The organism is Paracoccus nototheniae (assembly GCF_004335005.1).
Lineage (GTDB): Bacteria > Pseudomonadota > Alphaproteobacteria > Rhodobacterales > Rhodobacteraceae > Paracoccus > Paracoccus nototheniae.
Genome location: NZ_RQRT01000005.1, coordinates 37,038 through 52,559 on the forward strand (window position 1 = coordinate 37,038; position 15,522 = coordinate 52,559).

General features: G+C 65.7%; 17 protein-coding genes. 9 read left to right on the top strand and 8 right to left on the bottom strand.

Translation table 11 applies throughout. The features are described from left to right. Positions 1-10 precede the first annotated feature (10 nt). Positions 11-805, top strand: coding sequence for a class II glutamine amidotransferase (locus tag EG885_RS04050; protein WP_131573199.1), 795 nt, complete (start codon positions 11-13; stop codon positions 803-805). Here the strand turns inward: EG885_RS04050 and EG885_RS04055 are convergent, their stop codons facing one another. Together EG885_RS04055 and gatB are read right to left on the bottom strand one after the other, a co-directional pair. Next, complete coding sequence (locus EG885_RS04055) at positions 806-1,123, bottom strand: DUF4177 domain-containing protein (protein WP_131573200.1); 318 nt, start codon at positions 1,121-1,123, stop codon at positions 806-808. Between the two features lie 72 nt (positions 1,124-1,195). Then, positions 1,196-2,707, bottom strand: coding sequence for an Asp-tRNA(Asn)/Glu-tRNA(Gln) amidotransferase subunit GatB (gene gatB / locus EG885_RS04060; protein ID WP_131573201.1), 1,512 nt, complete (start codon positions 2,705-2,707; stop codon positions 1,196-1,198). Between the two features lie 290 nt (positions 2,708-2,997). Here gatB and EG885_RS04065 point away from each other — a divergent pair, with 290 nt between their 5' ends. After that, on the top strand, positions 2,998-3,621 hold the full coding sequence (locus EG885_RS04065; protein ID WP_131573202.1) for a lytic transglycosylase domain-containing protein: 624 nt from the start codon (positions 2,998-3,000) through the stop codon (positions 3,619-3,621). 99 nt (positions 3,622-3,720) lie between these two features. Here the strand turns inward: EG885_RS04065 and EG885_RS04070 are convergent, their stop codons facing one another. Beyond that, positions 3,721-5,106, bottom strand: coding sequence for a M20/M25/M40 family metallo-hydrolase (locus EG885_RS04070; protein ID WP_131573309.1), 1,386 nt, complete (start codon positions 5,104-5,106; stop codon positions 3,721-3,723). Positions 5,107-5,269: 163 nt separating this feature from the next. On the opposite strand from EG885_RS04070, the gene hemA reads away from it, so the two are divergent. Beyond that, entirely contained in the window at positions 5,270-6,499 is a 1,230-nt protein-coding gene (gene hemA, locus EG885_RS04075; RefSeq protein ID WP_131573203.1) for a 5-aminolevulinate synthase, read from the top strand. Between the two features lie 108 nt (positions 6,500-6,607). Continuing rightward, the gene (locus EG885_RS04080) at positions 6,608-7,897 is read left to right on the top strand and encodes a helix-turn-helix domain-containing protein (RefSeq protein ID WP_131573204.1); all 1,290 of its coding nucleotides are present in this window, start codon (positions 6,608-6,610) and stop codon (positions 7,895-7,897) included. 40 nt (positions 7,898-7,937) lie between these two features. On the opposite strand, the gene EG885_RS04085 is transcribed toward EG885_RS04080, so the two are convergent. Next, positions 7,938-8,987: a dipeptidase gene (locus EG885_RS04085; RefSeq protein ID WP_131573205.1), complete on the bottom strand. Its 1,050-nt coding sequence runs from the start codon at positions 8,985-8,987 to the stop codon at positions 7,938-7,940. Positions 8,988-9,147: 160 nt separating this feature from the next. On the opposite strand from EG885_RS04085, the gene EG885_RS04090 reads away from it, so the two are divergent. Together EG885_RS04090 and parA are read left to right on the top strand one after the other, a co-directional pair. Beyond that, on the top strand, positions 9,148-9,468 hold the full coding sequence (locus EG885_RS04090) for an antibiotic biosynthesis monooxygenase family protein (RefSeq protein ID WP_131573206.1): 321 nt from the start codon (positions 9,148-9,150) through the stop codon (positions 9,466-9,468). A gap of 89 nt (positions 9,469-9,557) precedes the next feature. Continuing rightward, a complete protein-coding gene (parA, locus tag EG885_RS04095; RefSeq protein WP_131573207.1) occupies positions 9,558-10,190 on the top strand; it encodes a ParA family partition ATPase in 633 nt (210 codons plus the stop codon). Positions 10,191-10,193: 3 nt separating this feature from the next. Here the strand turns inward: parA and EG885_RS04100 are convergent, their stop codons facing one another. Continuing rightward, positions 10,194-10,496 carry a hypothetical protein gene (locus tag EG885_RS04100; protein WP_131573208.1) on the bottom strand — a complete coding sequence of 101 codons (303 nt, stop codon included), beginning with the start codon at positions 10,494-10,496 and terminating at the stop codon, positions 10,194-10,196. Positions 10,497-10,637: 141 nt separating this feature from the next. Then, complete coding sequence (locus tag EG885_RS04105) at positions 10,638-10,844, bottom strand: heavy-metal-associated domain-containing protein (RefSeq protein ID WP_131573209.1); 207 nt, start codon at positions 10,842-10,844, stop codon at positions 10,638-10,640. Between the two features lie 132 nt (positions 10,845-10,976). Between EG885_RS04105 and EG885_RS04110 the strand changes: the two genes are divergently transcribed. From EG885_RS04110 to lepA, 3 genes are all read left to right on the top strand, one after another. Next, complete coding sequence (locus EG885_RS04110; RefSeq protein ID WP_131573210.1) at positions 10,977-11,900, top strand: DMT family transporter; 924 nt, start codon at positions 10,977-10,979, stop codon at positions 11,898-11,900. Positions 11,901-12,032: 132 nt separating this feature from the next. Further along, complete coding sequence (locus tag EG885_RS04115) at positions 12,033-12,728, top strand: type 1 glutamine amidotransferase domain-containing protein (protein ID WP_131573211.1); 696 nt, start codon at positions 12,033-12,035, stop codon at positions 12,726-12,728. Positions 12,729-12,806: 78 nt separating this feature from the next. Next, entirely contained in the window at positions 12,807-14,606 is a 1,800-nt protein-coding gene (lepA, locus tag EG885_RS04120; protein WP_131573212.1) for a translation elongation factor 4, read from the top strand. 162 nt (positions 14,607-14,768) lie between these two features. Here the strand turns inward: lepA and EG885_RS04125 are convergent, their stop codons facing one another. Both EG885_RS04125 and EG885_RS23040 read right to left on the bottom strand, forming a co-directional pair. Further along, a complete protein-coding gene (locus EG885_RS04125; RefSeq protein WP_131573213.1) occupies positions 14,769-15,155 on the bottom strand; it encodes a hypothetical protein in 387 nt (128 codons plus the stop codon). A 144-nt stretch (positions 15,156-15,299) separates the two neighbouring features. Then, positions 15,300-15,407: an entericidin A/B family lipoprotein gene (locus tag EG885_RS23040; RefSeq protein WP_136884414.1), complete on the bottom strand. Its 108-nt coding sequence runs from the start codon at positions 15,405-15,407 to the stop codon at positions 15,300-15,302. Positions 15,408-15,522 lie beyond the last annotated feature (115 nt).

Genomic DNA, 15,522 nt, shown 5'->3' on the forward strand with positions numbered 1-15,522 from the left:
GGGGCAGGGCATGTGCCGTTGGGCCGCCTATCTGGGCCAGCCGATCTATCTGGAAGACATCGTCAGTCGTCCGGCGCATTCGCTGATCCGGCAAAGTCAGGGCGCGATGCGTTGTCATACGCCGGTGAATGCCGACGGTTTTGGCATCGCCTGGTACGGCGAGCGGCCTGAACCGGGCCTTTATCGCGATGTGATGCCCGCCTGGTCGGACCCCAATCTGCGGTCGCTGGTGGGGCAGGTGCGTTCGGGGCTGTTCATGGCGCATGTGCGCGCCTCGACCGGGACGGCGACCAGCCGGAACAATTGTCATCCTTTTGCCGCCGGGCGCTGGTCGTTCATGCATAACGGTCAGTTCGGCGGCTATGACGGCTTTCGCCGCCATGCCGATGTGCTGATCCCCGACGAATATTACCCGCACCGCAAAGGCGCCACCGACAGCGAGGCGCTGTTCCTGATCGCACTGGGCGAGGGGTTGGACAGCGATCCGCAGGGCGCGATGGAACGCGCCTTGGGCAAGCTGGGGGCGCTGGCGCGGCAACGGGGCTGCGCACCGCATGTCCGGGCGGCCTGTGCGCTTTCGGACGGGCAGCGGCTTTATGCGCTGCGGTACAGCAGCGACGATCAGGCGCCCTCGCTGTATCACCGCTGGTCGGTGTCGCGGCAAGGCTGGGCCGTGGTCTCTGAGCCGTTGGAGACCGATCAGGCCGATTGGAAAGAGGTTCCGCCCGGCAGCTTCTGCATCTTTGACAAGGATCGGGTGCAGATCCTGCCCTTTACACCCCAACAGTTGAGCGTGGCGGCCTGATCAGGGCCGATCGGCCGCGGTCGGCGCGGAGAGGGGTTGGTCCGATGCGGCCTCGGGCTGCGGCAGGCGCTTGACCTCGGGATCGATGACCAGGGGGCGCCGAAAGACCAGCATGTTGTGATACAGCGTCGTGCGCCCGGTCAGGCCGCTGCGTTCCTCGCTTGGCAGCACATCGGCGCGCAGATATTCCCAGCCCTCGGTGGCCATACGGTTCAGTTCCGCCGTCAGGGTCAGCGCAAAGCGATCCGTCGGGGTCTTGGCATCGCGGGATTTCTCGCCCCGGTTCGGCGCGGGGATCACGGTATATTCAAAGCGCATCGGGCTATCCTGAACGGGGGGCATGACGGGGGATGGGGCAGGGCGGACCGAAAGGCCCGCCGCAGATCAGGATTACGGCGCCAACTTGCGGGCGACCAGTTCGTTCACTGCCGCCGGATTGGCCTTGCCGCCGGTGGCTTTCAGCACCTGGCCCACGAACCAGCCCGCCAGTTTGGGATTGGCGCGGGCCTTTTCGACCTGTGCGGGGTTTTCGGCGATGATCTTGTCGACGACCGCCTCGATGGCGCCCAGATCGGTGACCTGCTTCATGCCGCGCGCCTCGACGATGGCCGCCGGATCGCCGCCCTCGGCCCAGAGGATCTCGAACAGATCCTTGGCGATCTTGCCCGAAATCGCGCCCGAGGCGATCAGGTCGATCACGCCCCCCAGTTGCACCGCCGACACGGGCGAGGTCGCGATCGTCAGCCCCTCCTTGTTCAGGCGGCCGAACAGCTCGTTTATGACCCAGTTCGCGGCGGTCTTGCCCTCGCGGCCACCGGCGACGGCCTCGAAGTAATCGGCATTCTCGACCTCGGCGGTCAGCACGCCCGCGTCATATTCCGACAGGCCCATATCGCGCACGAAACGGGCCTTTTTGGTGTCGGGCAGCTCGGGCATCGAGGCCGCGATATCGTCCACCCATGCCTGCTCGATCTCCAGCGGCAGCAGGTCGGGATCGGGGAAGTAGCGATAATCATGCGCCTCTTCCTTGCTGCGCATGGACCGGGTTTCGCCCTTGTCGGGATCGTACAGACGCGTTTCCTGCACGATCTGGCCGCCATCCTCCAGAATGGCGATCTGGCGCCGGGCCTCGACATCGATCGCGGCCTGAATGAAGCGCATCGAGTTCATGTTCTTGATCTCGCAGCGCGTGCCCAGATGGCCGAAATCGCCCGTTTCGATAAAGCGTTCGTAATCGCCGGGCTTGCAGACCGACACGTTCACATCGGCGCGCAGATTGCCGTTCTGCATGTTGCCGTCGCAGGTGCCCAGATAGCGCAGGATCTGGCGCAGCTTGACGACATAGGCGGCGGCCTCTTCGGGGCCGCGGATGTCGGGGCGGCTGACGATCTCCATCAGCGCGACGCCGGTGCGGTTGAGGTCCACGAATGACATGGTCGGGTCCATGTCATGGATCGACTTGCCCGCGTCCTGTTCCAGATGGATGCGTTCGATCCGCACGCGGCGGCCCACGCCGGGGGCCATGTCCACGATCACCTCGCCCTCGCCCACGATGGGGTGATAAAGCTGGCTGATCTGATAGCCCTGCGGCAGGTCGGGATAGAAGTAATTCTTGCGGTCAAAGGCGCTGCGCAGGTTGATCGCCGCCTTCAGCCCCAGCCCGGTGCGCACCGCCTGCGCGACGCAGAACTCGTTGATCACCGGCAGCATTCCCGGCATCGCGGCATCGACGAAGGCCACATTGCTGTTCGGCTCTGATCCGAACCGGGTCGAGGCGCCGGAGAACAGCTTGGCATTCGAGGCGACCTGCGCGTGAACCTCCAGCCCGATCACCAGTTCCCAGTCACCGGTGGCGCCTTGGATCACCTTGGGGGTGGGCGGGGTCAGGGTCAGGTCAAGCATGGCGGGCCTCGTTTGGCGGCAAAACGGTCTGGCGGCGGTTTTAGGGCAACGCCCGGGCATTGTCACGGGTCGGCGCGCAGACATCCCATGCTGGCGCCGGAATCGGCAGCCGAGGGGGTGAAGGCGGTTGGTGGCAGCCCGGGCAAGGGGACTGGGCGCCCCGTCGGCGGATTTCCGACCATTTGCGCGATACGCCACGGCAGGTTCCCGCCGAGCGGAATCCCGCGCCTTGTGGCATTCCGCGCAACCGCTAAAGCCGGTTGTTGACGAAACCGCCTGATGAGGTCCCGATGCGCGCAGCGCTGTCCCTAACCGTGTTGGCCCTGCTGGCCGCCTGTTCCACCACGCCCGCCGGCCCCTCCAAGGCCGAAGTCGAGGCGCAGGAGATGGCGCTGGCGCAGGTGCCCCCGATGCGGTGGGGAGAGCGCAGCGGATCCGAGGAATGGACCCGCGCCACGCTGGACGCGCTGGACCGCGAGGGCGTGACGATCATGTCCCGCGTGCCCCATGACATCAACGAATACTGCCCCAATTATCGCGCCCTGACCCAGACCGGGCGCAAGGCCTTTTGGGCGGGGCTGCTGTCATCCGTCGCGCGGCATGAAAGCACCTTCAACCCGCAGGCGGCGGGCGGTGGCGGGCGCTGGATCGGGCTGATGCAGATCGCCCCCGCGACATGGCGTCATTACGGCTGCACCGGCAATATTCGTGACGGCGCCGACAATATGGCCTGTTCGGTCAAGATCATGTCCCATCAGGTCGGGCGCGACAATGCCGTCGCCCGTGCCGAAGGTGGATGGCGCGGCGTGGCCCGCGATTGGGCACCGATGCGCAGCGCCAAGAAGCGCGCCGATATCGCGGCCTGGACGTCGAGCCAGAGCTATTGTGCGGCGACGGAGACGGCTGAGGGCTGAAGACGCCGGGGGCTGAGAAAGCCGGGGGCCAGCCCCCGGACCCCCGGGATATTTTTATGAAGAAGAAGGGGCGGGCCGTTTGAGCGCCGCCCCGTTTCGTTACCGCAGGGCGGTCAGGATGCGGGCCCAGGAGCGGGCGCCCTTGGCAAAGCTTTCGACATCGTATTTCTCGTTCGGGGAATGGATGCGGTCGTCGTCGCGGGCAAAGCCGATCAGCATCGAATCCATGCCGAGGATGTCCTTGAAATCGCCAGCGATGGGGATCGAGCCGCCGGCGCCGATATAGGCAGCCTCTTGTCCCCATTCCTCGGTCAGGGCGGCTTTGGCCTGCGCGAAGGCGGGGTCCGAGATGTCCATCACGCTGGCGGGGCTGGCGCCGTGGTCATGGAAGCTGGCCGTGCAATCGGCGGGCAGAAAGCGGCGGACATGGTCCTGAAAGGCGGCGCGGATCTGCGCGGGATCCTGCGTGCCGGTCAGGCGGAAGCTGACCTTGGCGCGGGCCTCGGCCGGCAGCACGGTCTTGAACCCGTCGCCCGCATAGCCACCGGCGATGCCGTTGATTTCGGCGGTGGGGCGGTTCCACATCATCTCCAGCGCCGTGCGGCCAGCCTCTCCGATGGGGGTGGTCAGGCCGACGCGGCCCAGAAAATCGGCGGCGTCAAAGTTCAGCGCCTGCCAGTCGGCGGCCAGCTGCGGGTCCAGATCGGGAACGCCATCGTAAAAGCCGGGCAGGGTGACGCGGCCCTTGTCATCCTTGAGGGCGGCCAGGGCCTGCGCCAGCACCATGATCGGATTGGCGGCCATTCCCCCGAAGCTGCCCGAATGCAGGTCGCGGTCGGCGGCATGGATCACCACCTCTTGCCCGACCAGCCCGCGCAGCTGGGTGGTGATCGCCGGGCGCCCGTCGGCATGGCGCCCGGTATCGCAAATCACCGCCAGCGAGGCGCGCAGGTCATCCGCATGGGCGCGCAGGAAGGGCCGCAGCGAGGGCGAGCCGGATTCCTCTTCGCCTTCGAACAGCAGGATCAGATCCGAGGGCAGGGTGCCGTGGACCGCCTTCCAGGCGCGGAACGCCTCGACAAAGGTCATCAGCTGGCCCTTGTCATCCGAGGCGCCGCGGGCGCGGATGACCCGGCCCGTGGGCGTTTCCTCGATCGCGGGGGCAAAGGGCGGGCGGTCCCACAGATCCAGCGGATCGACGGGCTGCACATCGTAATGGCCATAGAACAGCAGCGGCCGCGCCCCGCCCGGCTGGCTGCGCGCGGTGACCATCGGATGGCCGGGCGTGTCGTGGATCTGGACGGTAAAGCCCAGAGCCTCCAGCTCGGTCGCCAGCCAGTTAGCGGCGGTGCGCACATCGCCCGCATGGGCCGGATCGGTCGAGATCGAGGGGATCGCCAGAAAGACCGACAGCCGGTCCAGCGCCGGTTCCAGCCCCTGATCCAGATGCGTCAGGATGTCCTGAAGCCTTGCGTCATCGCCCATGATTTCTACCTTTTGTGTCAGGAATTTCGGGTCCATCTCTGCGCCTTTCGTCGAATTGCGACGTTTTCGACCTGTTTTCTTCGCGCTTTGATCTCTATCAAGGCAAACAGCGCGCGGTCGAAGAATGATCGCACCCAGCCAGCTCCGCAAGGGATCGCCCGCAATGAAATATGACGTCGCCTTGGATCATGCCATTTCCCGCCTTCACGATGAGGGGCGCTATCGCACCTTCATCGATATCGAGCGGTCGAAGGGCAAGTTTCCGCAGGCCGTCTGGAACCGTCCCGACGGCGAACGGCAAGAAATCACCGTCTGGTGCGGCAACGATTATTTGGGCATGGGCCAGCATCCTGTGGTCCTGGCCGCGATGCACGAGGCGTTGGACGCCACCGGCGCGGGATCGGGGGGCACGCGCAACATCAGCGGCACCACCGTCTATCACAAGCGGCTGGAATCCGAGCTGGCCGATCTGCACGACAAACAGGCGGCACTGGTGTTTTCCAGCGCCTATATCGCCAATGACGCGACCCTGTCGACGCTGCCCAAGCTGTTTCCCGGCCTGATCATCTATTCGGACGAGCTGAATCATGCCTCGATGATCGAGGGGATCAAGCGCAATGGCGGCGCCAAGCGCATCTTCCGTCACAATGATCTGGCCCATCTGCGCACGCTGCTGGAGGCCGACGATCCCGATGCGCCCAAGCTGATCGCCTTTGAATCGATCTATTCGATGGATGGCGATTTCGGGCCGATCGCGGCGTTCTGCGATCTGGCGCAGGAATTCGGCGCGCTGACCTATCTGGACGAGGTTCACGCGGTCGGCATGTATGGTCCGCGCGGGGGCGGTGTGGCCGAACGTGACGGTTTGTCGGGCCGCATCGACATCATCAACGGCACGCTTGGCAAGGCGTTCGGCGTGTTCGGCGGCTATATCGCGGCCAGCGAACGGATGTGCGACGCAATTCGGTCCTATGCGCCGGGCTTCATCTTCACCACCTCGCTGCCGCCTGCGGTGGCGGCAGGGGCGGCGGCGTCGATCGCGCTGCTGAAGACGGCGGACGGCCAGAAACTGCGCGATGAACAGCAGCTGCATGCCCGTATCCTGAAGATGCGGCTGAAATCGCTTGGCATGCCGATCATCGATCATGGCAGCCATATCGTGCCGGTCCATGTCGGCCACCCGGTGCATTGCAAGGCGCTGTCGGACATGCTGCTGCGCGACTATGGCATCTATGTCCAGCCGATCAACTTTCCGACGGTTCCGCGCGGAACTGAACGGTTGCGTTTTACGCCCTCTCCGGTGCATGATCCGCGTCAGATTGATCATCTGGTGCGGGCGATGGATGCGTTGTGGTCGCACTGTGCGCTGAATCGCGCGGAATTGAGCGCATAGCCCAATCGGGCCGTGAACTGCTCTCGCCTGCGTGATAACCTCTCGTTAAAGAAGTATTGATAGTCTGCGATTCGCGGGCATCATATAACGGGCGGTGAGGCACACGGAATGAGCAGGCTGCGGGCACATGACCCGGCAGAGGAGGCCGCGCAGGTGGAGGATACGCTTCAGTTCCTCGATGATGACACCCGTTTGGGTGATCTGATGCGCGGTGAACGGGCCACGTTGGGCAAGTCCCTTCTGGACGTTCAACGCGAATTGCGCATTCGTGCCTCTTATGTCGCGGCAATCGAGAATTGCGACATCTCCGCATTCGATACGCCCAGTTTCATTGCGGGCTATGTGCGGTCCTATGCGCGTTATCTGGGCATGGATCCCGATTGGGTTTTTCGCCGCTTTTGTCAGGAATCGGGGTTTCAGCCGACCCATGGCATGGCGCCCTCGGCGGCGGGGCCCAAGCCCGGGCGTCGTCCCTCGGACCCGGCCGAGGCGCTGGCCAATCCGCGCGCGCTGTTCATTCCGCAGGAACGCAGTTTCTGGTCCGAAATCGAGCCGCGCGCCATCGGCGCCATCGCCGTGCTGATCGCCTTGATCGGGGGGCTGGGCTATGGCAGCTGGGCGCTGCTGCAAGAGGTGCAGCGCGTGACGCTGACCCCGGGCGACGATGTGCCCGCCGTGGTGGCCGAACTGGACCCCACACAGGGCGCAGGCCTGTCCGGCCCCGCCATCGAGGGTGCGCAGGACAGCGACATGGCCCGCAACCTGCCGCAACCCGAGGCGCTGGACCGGCTTTACCGGCCCCAGATCCTCGAGGCGCCGGTCCTGACCGCGCGCGACGGCCCCATCGCCGCCATTGATCCCGGCCTTCTGGACAGCGCCGCGACGATCGAGGATGTGATCGCCGCAGCCGGTGGCGTCACGCAGGTTCCGCAACCGCAGAATGGCGTGACGCAACAGGCGCAGGGTCCGGCAGCCACCGACGCGGGGGCGGAACAGCCCGTCGCGCAGGCCGATGCGGGCGTGCGCACGCTGGCCCCCGATGCCCCGGCACTGGAGCTGTTGTCGGTGCGTCCGGCCTGGGTCCGGGTCACCTCGGCGGATGGAACGGTGCTGTTGGAAAAGATCATGGATGCGGGCGAACGCTTTGCCCTGCCGCCGCTGGAACAGGCGCCGCTGCTGCGCACCGGCAATTCCGGTGCGGTCTATTTCGCGGTCAATGGCCAGACCTATGGCCCCGCTGCGCCCGGCGCGCAGGTGATCAGCGGGGTGGAACTGGCCACCGACAGCCTGACGCAGCGATTTGCCCTGGCCGATCCGAACTCGGACCCGGAACTGGCTCAGATGATCGCGATGGCGCAGACGGGTACAAGCCCCGCCGGGGAAGACGAGACGGAGTGACGCCGACGGCGCCGGGTTGTCCCGGCGCCCGGCCTGACAGTCAGCCTTTCCAGCTGCGCTCCAGCACGTTCACCCAGTTGTCGCAGGCGATTTTGCGGATCAGATCGGGGCCATAGCCCGCCGTCTGCATCGCCGCGATCAGGTTCGGCAGACCGGCGGCATCCGCCAGATCCCGCGGCATCAGCGCTCCGTCGAAATCGGACCCAAGCGCCACGCCGTCTTCGCCCAGAATGCCCAACAGGTGATCCAGATGCCGGATCATCACCCCCAGATCATCCAAAGGCAGCCGCCGCCCATCCGGGCGCAGAAAGCTGGAGGCAAAGTTCAGCCCCACCAGCCCGCCGCTGTCGGCAATCTGGCGCAGCTGCCGGTCGGTCAGGTTGCGGCTGCTGGGACATATCGCATGGACCGCGCTGTGGCTGGCGACCAGCGGCGCGTCCGACAGGCGGGCGACATCGTTGAACCCGGCCTCGTTCAGATGCGACAGGTCCAGCATGATCCCAAGCGCATTGCATTCCGCCACCAGCGCATGCCCCGCCTCGGTCAGCCCCGCGCCGGTATCGGGGCCTGCGGGATAGGCGAAGGGCACCCCATGCCCATAGCGGGTCGGCCGCGACCAGACCGGCCCAAGCGATCGCAGCCCGGCCCCGTACCACAGGTGCAGCGCGTCCATGTCGGGGATCGCCTCGGCCCCCTCCATATGCAGGATCGCGGCAATTTTGCCCTCGGCCAGACAGGTGCGCAGTTGCTCGGCATCGCGCACAACCTGCAGCGTGCCGGTCCGCTGCAGCGCCAACAGGGCCGAGGCTTGCGCGAAGGCATGCGGCAGGGCGGCGTCCGAGGTGATCTGGGCGGGCAGCGGCAGGGCAAAGGGCGGGTTTTCCATCATGTGAACCGCCGCGTCGTCATTCAGCCCCGAGGGCGAGGGGATCCATATCGCGAAGAACCCGCCCACCATGCCCCCCGCCTGCAGGCGCGGCAGATCCAGATGGCCGGTCCCGTCGCCTTGCCGCCACAGCTGCGCGGCGTCACGCCCCGCCGCCACCAGACGCTGCAGGAAATCGTTATGGCCATCGAAAACCGGTATCATGGGCGATCCTTTCACGGGGCCCTTTCATCGGGCCTTTCATCGGGTTGCGCGCACATTGCGCGTTCTGCAATCGCGCCGCAATGGGATCTGATGCGTTGCGCCACAGCCCCACCGCCCTAAACTGACCCCGCACAGCCACGCTTTTGGGAGGAGCCCCGCCATGCCCCGGATCACTGCCGATTTCGACGGCCAGACCGTCATTACCACCTTCGAGGTCACGCCCGGCAGCGCGCATGACGTGCTGGATCTGCTGTCCGATGCCTGGGCGCAGGTAATCAGCGCGCGCCCCGGTTGTCTGGGCGGCGCCATCCATCTGAACGATGCGCAGACCCGCATCGCCACCTATTCGCAATGGCGCGACCGCCGCGACTATCAGGCGATGCTGCGCGACCCCGAAATGCGTCGCCGCAACCGTCAGATCCACGAGATGTGCCGCAGCTTTGAGCCGGTGATGTACGAGGTTCAGTCGGTCTATCCCTGACCGTCCGACCCGGCCATGCTGCGCTTGCAGAAACCCCGTGCATTCGCTCCGGCGGCTGACTAGGCTTGGCAAAACGGACGGAGGACCGGATGGCAGGGCGGATCATCACCGTGGCGCAGCAAAAGGGCGGCTCGGGCAAGACGACGCTGGCGGTGAACCTTGCGGTCTGCCTGCAGGCGCGGGGCTTTTCGGTGGCGCTGGTCGATACCGATCCGCAGGGCAGCATGGGCCGCTGGTTCATGGAACGCATGGCCCTGCGCGGAGAGGATGAGGCGCTGGATTTCTCGACCTCGTCGGCCTGGGGGGCCAGCTACGAATCGGACAAGCTGAAAAAGCGGTTCGATTACGTCATCATCGACACGCCGCCCAAGATCGACAGCGACCTGCGTCCGGCCTTGCGGGTGGCCGATCTGGTGCTGGTGCCGGTGGCTGCCAGCCATGTCGATCTGTGGGCGACCGAGGGCGTGCTGGATCTGGCGCGTCGCGAAAAGGCCGATCTGCTGGTCGTTCTGAACCGCACCCGCCCCCACACGCGGCTGTCGGCCGAGGTCGCCGACAAAGCCGCCGAACTGGGCGCCATGGTCGCCGCCACGCAAATATCGAACCGCGTCGTCTATGCCGAGACTCTGGGGCTGGGCCTTGGCGCGATCGAGCGTCCCAAGGGCCCGGCCACTGCCGAGATGGCCGCGCTGACCGATGAGGTTCTGGCGCGGCTTGGCTGAGGCTTAGCGGCAGAGCCGTTCGGATTGCGCCGCGAAATTGCGGTACCGGCGCCAGAAGGCGTTATCGGCATCGGTTTTCGAGGTGCGAACCTCTTGCGCGCGATGCGGGTCGCGGAAGAACTGTGCGGCGCGGCGCTGGTCGGACCGCGACAGGGTCTGATTGGCGACCTGCTGAATGCAGCCACACAACGGCGCATTGCCGCGCGCGCGGTCCGACCGCACGCAGGCACTGTCGACTGGCCCGGCCATCGCCAGCGGCGTGGTCATGACGATCGCCGCGGCTGCGATCACGAAACGGTTGAGCATGGCTGTCTCCTCGATTGCCTGAACGGCGGTGCGGGCAGTCTGTCGCTGCCCTTGGCCGGTCGTCGCAGATATATCAGGAATGCGACGACCGCTCAATCACGCTTGCGGCACGCAAGACGATTCAGTTCAGATTTGCGCAGGTCACGGGGGACCGGGCGCCTTGGGCAGGGGTCGGGCCGCAAAACCCACGGCGGCCAGTGCGGCCTGTGCCTGTGCGATGTCCAGGCCCGTCACCGCGACCTGTCGGTTGGCAAGATCCACTTGCGCCCGACCTCCGGCCCCGGCAATGGCAGTCTGGATGGCGCTTTGGCAATGCGCGCAGCTCATGTCGGGAACGCTCAGGATCATCGGGCCTCCTTGGCACTGCTGGTCGTCATCATGAGGCGGACCGCGCCTGCGATCAAGGGGATCACGGGCGGCGGGATGTCTGACAGAACCCGATCGGGCAGGCCGCCCCATCATCGCCGAAGGAGCCGTGCCATGACCCTTTCAGGATTGTCCGACAATGGCCGTGCCGCGCTGTTCATGACCGGCTCGATGGCGCTGTTCGCGATCGAGGATGCGTTTTTGAAGATCCTGACCCGGACCATGCCGGTCTGGCAGATGCTGGTGATCGTCGGCGTCGTATCGGCACTGGTGTTCTGGGCGCGGCTGCGGCTGCGCGGTCAGCATCTGTGGACGCGGTCGCTGGCCCATCCGATGGTCGCGCTGCGCAATCTGGGCGAGGTCACCGGCGCGCTCAGCTTTCTGACCGCGCTGGCGACCGGGGATCTGTCCACGACCTCTGCCATTCTGCAGGTGCTGCCGCTGACGCTGGTGTTGGGGGCCGCGCTGTTTCTGGGCGAACAGGTCGGCTGGCGGCGATGGGCCTCGGTCGCGGTGGGGTTTGCGGGGGTGCTGCTGATCCTGCGGCCCGGCACGGCGGCGTTTCAGCCCGCGATGCTGTGGGCGGTGCTGGGCGTGGCGGGGCTTACCCTGCGCGATCTGGCGACGCGGCGCATTCCGGCGGGCGTGCCCTCGGATCAGCTGTCGGCCTCGGCCTATGCGGCGATCGCGGTGGCGGGTCTGGGTCTGGGGATCGCGACGGGGCAGGGCGCGGTCCTGCCCGACGGGGCGCAGCTGATGCTGCTGGCTGGAACGATCCTGTTCGGGGTGCTGGGCTATGCCGCGCTGGTCGCGGCCTCGCGCTTGGGCGAGGCGTCGGTGGTCGCGCCCTTCCGCTATGCGCGGCTTGGCTTTGCGCTGCTGGTCGCGGCGGTGGTCTTTGGCGAACGGCCCGACCTGCCGATGCTGGCGGGGTCGGGGCTGATCGCGCTGGCCGGCGTCTATGCCATGTGGCGAGAGGCCGGTCGCCATCGACCCCGCCCCCCGGTGGACGGGCTGATCCGGCCCGGGCCCCGCTAAGGCCAGCACCCCGCGCAAGGCCTGCGTCCCGCGGCGATGGAACCTTGGGCGGTCCGCGATCATTAAGCGGCAACAGGCACGCGTCCCACCGGGCGCGCGTTTTGCATTCACCCGACCGCAAGGAGGCATTCCATGCCCAAGGCCCTGATCATTCTTACCTCGCATGCCAAGCTGGGCGAGACCGGCAAACCCACCGGCTTTTACTGGGAAGAACTGGCCGCCCCCTATTGGATCCTGTCCGATGCGGGCTGGCAGATAGAACTGGCCAGCATCGAAGGCGGCAAGCCCCCCGCCGACCCCTCGTCCGAGGCCGATGACGCGATGACCGACGAGGTCCGCCGCTTTTGGGCCGACGAGCCTGCGATGAACCGTCTGGCCCATACCTCGAAAGTGGCGGATGTGGATGTGTCGGGCTGCGACATTGTCTTCCTGCCCGGTGGCCATGGCACCATGTGGGATCTGCCGCAATCGGCCCCGCTTGGCGATCTGTTGTCCAAGGCCTGGGAAAAAGGCGCCGTCATCGGCGCGGTCTGCCATGGCCCGGCGGGTCTTCTGGCCGCGCGCCTGCCCTCGGGCAAGCCGCTGGTCGAAGGCCACCGCGTCGCGGGCTTTACCAACAGCGAGGAAGAGGCCGTGGGCCTGACCAGCACCGTGCCCTTCCTGCTGGAGGATCAGCTGAAGGCGCAGGGCGGGCGCCACGAAAAGGGCCCCGACTGGCAGCCCTTTGCCATCGCCGACGGCCAGCTGGTCACCGGCCAGAACCCGGCCTCGTCCGCGGAAGTCGCGCGGCTGATGCTGCAGGCGGCAGGCGCGCCCGCCACCAGCTGAACCGCCATCCTGCGGTGAAACGCGCAGGCGCCGCGAAACCCTCTTTTCGCGGCGCCTGCGCCCCTGTATAGCCCGGCCATGACCGAGCTTTCCCTCATCCGCAATTTCTCGATCGTGGCGCATATCGACCACGGAAAATCCACCTTGGCCGACCGGCTGATCCAGTCCACGGGCACTGTCGCGGATCGCGACATGAAGGCCCAGATGCTGGACAGCATGGATATCGAGCGCGAGAGGGGGATCACCATCAAGGCCAACACCGTCCGGATCGCCTATCCGGCGAAGGATGGTCAGACCTATATCCTGAACCTGATCGACACGCCCGGCCATGTCGATTTCGCCTATGAGGTCAGCCGCAGCATGCGCGCCGTCGAAGGCTCGTTGCTGGTCGTGGATGCGACGCAAGGCGTCGAGGCGCAGACGCTGGCCAATGTCTATCAGGCCATCGATGCGGGCCACGAGATCGTGCCGGTCCTGAACAAGATCGACCTGCCCGCCGCCGAACCCGACCGCGTCAAGGCCCAGATCGAGGATGTGATCGGCATCGATGCCGCCGACGCCATCCCGATCAGCGCCAAGACGGGCCTGGGCATTCCCGACGTGCTGGAGGCCATCGTCACCCGTCTTCCCGCCCCCAAGGGCGACCGCGACGCACCGCTCAAGGCGATGCTGGTCGACAGCTGGTATGACGCCTATCTGGGCGTCGTCGTGATGATCCGCGTCATGGACGGGGTGATCCGCAAGGGCGATCAGATCAAGATGATGCAGACCGGGGCCACTCATCGCATCGACAATCTGGCCGTGCTGACCCCCGCCATGCGCGACATCGCCGAAATGGGCCCGGGCGAGATCGGGGTCTTTACCGGCTCGATCAAGCAGGTCCGCGACACCCGCGTGGGTGATACGATCACCCATGAACGCAAGCCCTGTACCACGGCGCTGCCCGGTTTCAAGCCTGCGCAGCCGGTGGTGTTTTGCGGCCTCTTCCCGGTCGATGCCAATGATTTCGACCCATTGCGCGACGCGATCGAGAAGCTGGCCCTGAACGATGCCAGCTTCAGCTACGAGATGGAGACCTCGGCCGCGCTTGGCTTCGGCTTCCGCTGCGGCTTTCTGGGGCTGCTGCATCTCGAGGTGATCCGCGACCGGCTGGAACGCGAATATGATCTGGACCTGATCACCACCGCGCCCTCGGTCGTCTTCCGTCTGCACATGCGCGATGGCGAAGTGCGCGAATTGCACAACCCCGCCGATATGCCAGACCTGACGCTGGTCGATCATATCGAAGAGCCGCGGATCAAGGCCACGATCATGGTCCCGGACGAGTATCTGGGCGATGTGCTGAAGCTGTGTCAGGACCGCCGCGGCATTCAGATGGACCTGACCTATGCGGGTGCGCGCGCGATGGTCGTCTATGACCTGCCGCTGGCCGAGGTGGTGTTCGATTTCTATGACCGTCTGAAATCGGTCACCAAGGGCTATGCCAGTTTCGATTATCAGATCAGCGAATACCGCGAGGATTTTCTGGTTAAGATGTCGATTCTTGTGAATGACGAGCCGGTCGATGCGCTGTCGATCATGGTCCATCGCGACCGGGCCGAGAACCGGGGCCGGGTGATGGTCGAAAAGCTGAAAGACCTGATCCCCCGGCACATGTTCAAGATCCCGATTCAGGCCGCCATCGGCAGCCGGGTGATCGCGCGGGAAACCCTGTCGGCTATGCGCAAGGACGTGACCGCCAAATGCTATGGCGGCGATGCGACCCGCAAGAAAAAGCTGCTGGAAAAGCAAAAGGCCGGCAAGAAAAAGATGCGCCAGTTCGGCAAGGTGGAAATTCCACAGACGGCCTTTATTCAGGCGCTGAAGATGGACAGCTGACGGGACGGATGGGGGGCGCCGTCTGTCGCCTCGCATCATCCTGCCGCAAACATCGCGCGGCGTCCGGGCAATGGCGGCAAGGCTTGGGTCGGGGCGCATCTCGGGTGACATGACGCCATCATGGCGCAGACGGATTAAGAATCCGTCACCCGTCTTTTCGGTTCAGTCCCGCCACAAGGGCACGATCACCTGACAATGTGCCGAAACAGCCTGCCCGATGGACATGCTGCCATCCCGCGGGCCCTTGCCGAACTGGGACAGTCCCGCACCCTCGGCCTTCTGCGCAGGGTCCAGGGTGAACAGAAGGCCCTGACCGCTGCCGCGCGGCTTCGGACTGGCGCGCCACAGCCGGGTGCCGACCGGCTGGTTTAGCGCCCGTTGCGCATAATCGCCTGCCGCGCACCAGTAATCCGTATCCTCGCGGGCAGTGCGGAACATCACCGCCATGCCCGACGGCCCCGCCTGCGCGACCTCCATGCCGTTTCGCGCCGTGAAGGCCGCCGCCGGCAGCGGCACCATCAGCAAGATCATCACCAGGAACCGCATCATCTTCCCCTCATCCCGCGCCGCGCCCGAATGATCTCACCGCCACGCCCGGGATGCAATCACGGTGGCCCTATCAGCCCGTCGGCCAAGAAAAAGCCCCCCGGCAGCGCGCTGCAGAGGGGCTTTTCCAGACCGGTCAGATCGGGATCACATCCCGGACTGAACCTCGGCGCTTTCCTGCTGAACCACGGCACCGGCCGTGGAAATATCGCGTCCGGCACCCTGCACCGTCTCGCAGGCGGCCAGAGTCATCATTGCCAGAACGGCGCTCAGGCCCAAAAGCTTCTTCTGCACGGTCACGTCTCCTTGTTGGATAACCATCTGACGACGCAACGCAATCCAATGCCATCGGTTCCCGCAAAAATCGCCT

Bases quoted from the DNA above. Each gene is read 5' to 3' on its own strand.
- EG885_RS04050 (WP_131573199.1), top strand. From the start codon at position 11: ATGTGCCGTTGGGCCGCCTATCTGGGCCAGCCGATCTATCTGGAAGAC.
- EG885_RS04055 (WP_131573200.1), bottom strand. From the start codon at position 1,123: ATGCGCTTTGAATATACCGTGATCCCCGCGCCGAACCGGGGCGAGAAA.
- gatB (WP_131573201.1), bottom strand. From the start codon at position 2,707: ATGCTTGACCTGACCCTGACCCCGCCCACCCCCAAGGTGATCCAAGGC.
- EG885_RS04065 (WP_131573202.1), top strand. From the start codon at position 2,998: ATGCGCGCAGCGCTGTCCCTAACCGTGTTGGCCCTGCTGGCCGCCTGT.
- EG885_RS04070 (WP_131573309.1), bottom strand. From the start codon at position 5,106: ATGGGCGATGACGCAAGGCTTCAGGACATCCTGACGCATCTGGATCAG.
- hemA (WP_131573203.1), top strand. From the start codon at position 5,270: ATGAAATATGACGTCGCCTTGGATCATGCCATTTCCCGCCTTCACGAT.
- EG885_RS04080 (WP_131573204.1), top strand. From the start codon at position 6,608: ATGAGCAGGCTGCGGGCACATGACCCGGCAGAGGAGGCCGCGCAGGTG.
- EG885_RS04085 (WP_131573205.1), bottom strand. From the start codon at position 8,987: ATGATACCGGTTTTCGATGGCCATAACGATTTCCTGCAGCGTCTGGTG.
- EG885_RS04090 (WP_131573206.1), top strand. From the start codon at position 9,148: ATGCCCCGGATCACTGCCGATTTCGACGGCCAGACCGTCATTACCACC.
- parA (WP_131573207.1), top strand. From the start codon at position 9,558: ATGGCAGGGCGGATCATCACCGTGGCGCAGCAAAAGGGCGGCTCGGGC.
- EG885_RS04100 (WP_131573208.1), bottom strand. From the start codon at position 10,496: ATGCTCAACCGTTTCGTGATCGCAGCCGCGGCGATCGTCATGACCACG.
- EG885_RS04105 (WP_131573209.1), bottom strand. From the start codon at position 10,844: ATGATCCTGAGCGTTCCCGACATGAGCTGCGCGCATTGCCAAAGCGCC.
- EG885_RS04110 (WP_131573210.1), top strand. From the start codon at position 10,977: ATGACCCTTTCAGGATTGTCCGACAATGGCCGTGCCGCGCTGTTCATG.
- EG885_RS04115 (WP_131573211.1), top strand. From the start codon at position 12,033: ATGCCCAAGGCCCTGATCATTCTTACCTCGCATGCCAAGCTGGGCGAG.
- lepA (WP_131573212.1), top strand. From the start codon at position 12,807: ATGACCGAGCTTTCCCTCATCCGCAATTTCTCGATCGTGGCGCATATC.
- EG885_RS04125 (WP_131573213.1), bottom strand. From the start codon at position 15,155: ATGATGCGGTTCCTGGTGATGATCTTGCTGATGGTGCCGCTGCCGGCG.
- EG885_RS23040 (WP_136884414.1), bottom strand. From the start codon at position 15,407: ATGATGACTCTGGCCGCCTGCGAGACGGTGCAGGGTGCCGGACGCGAT.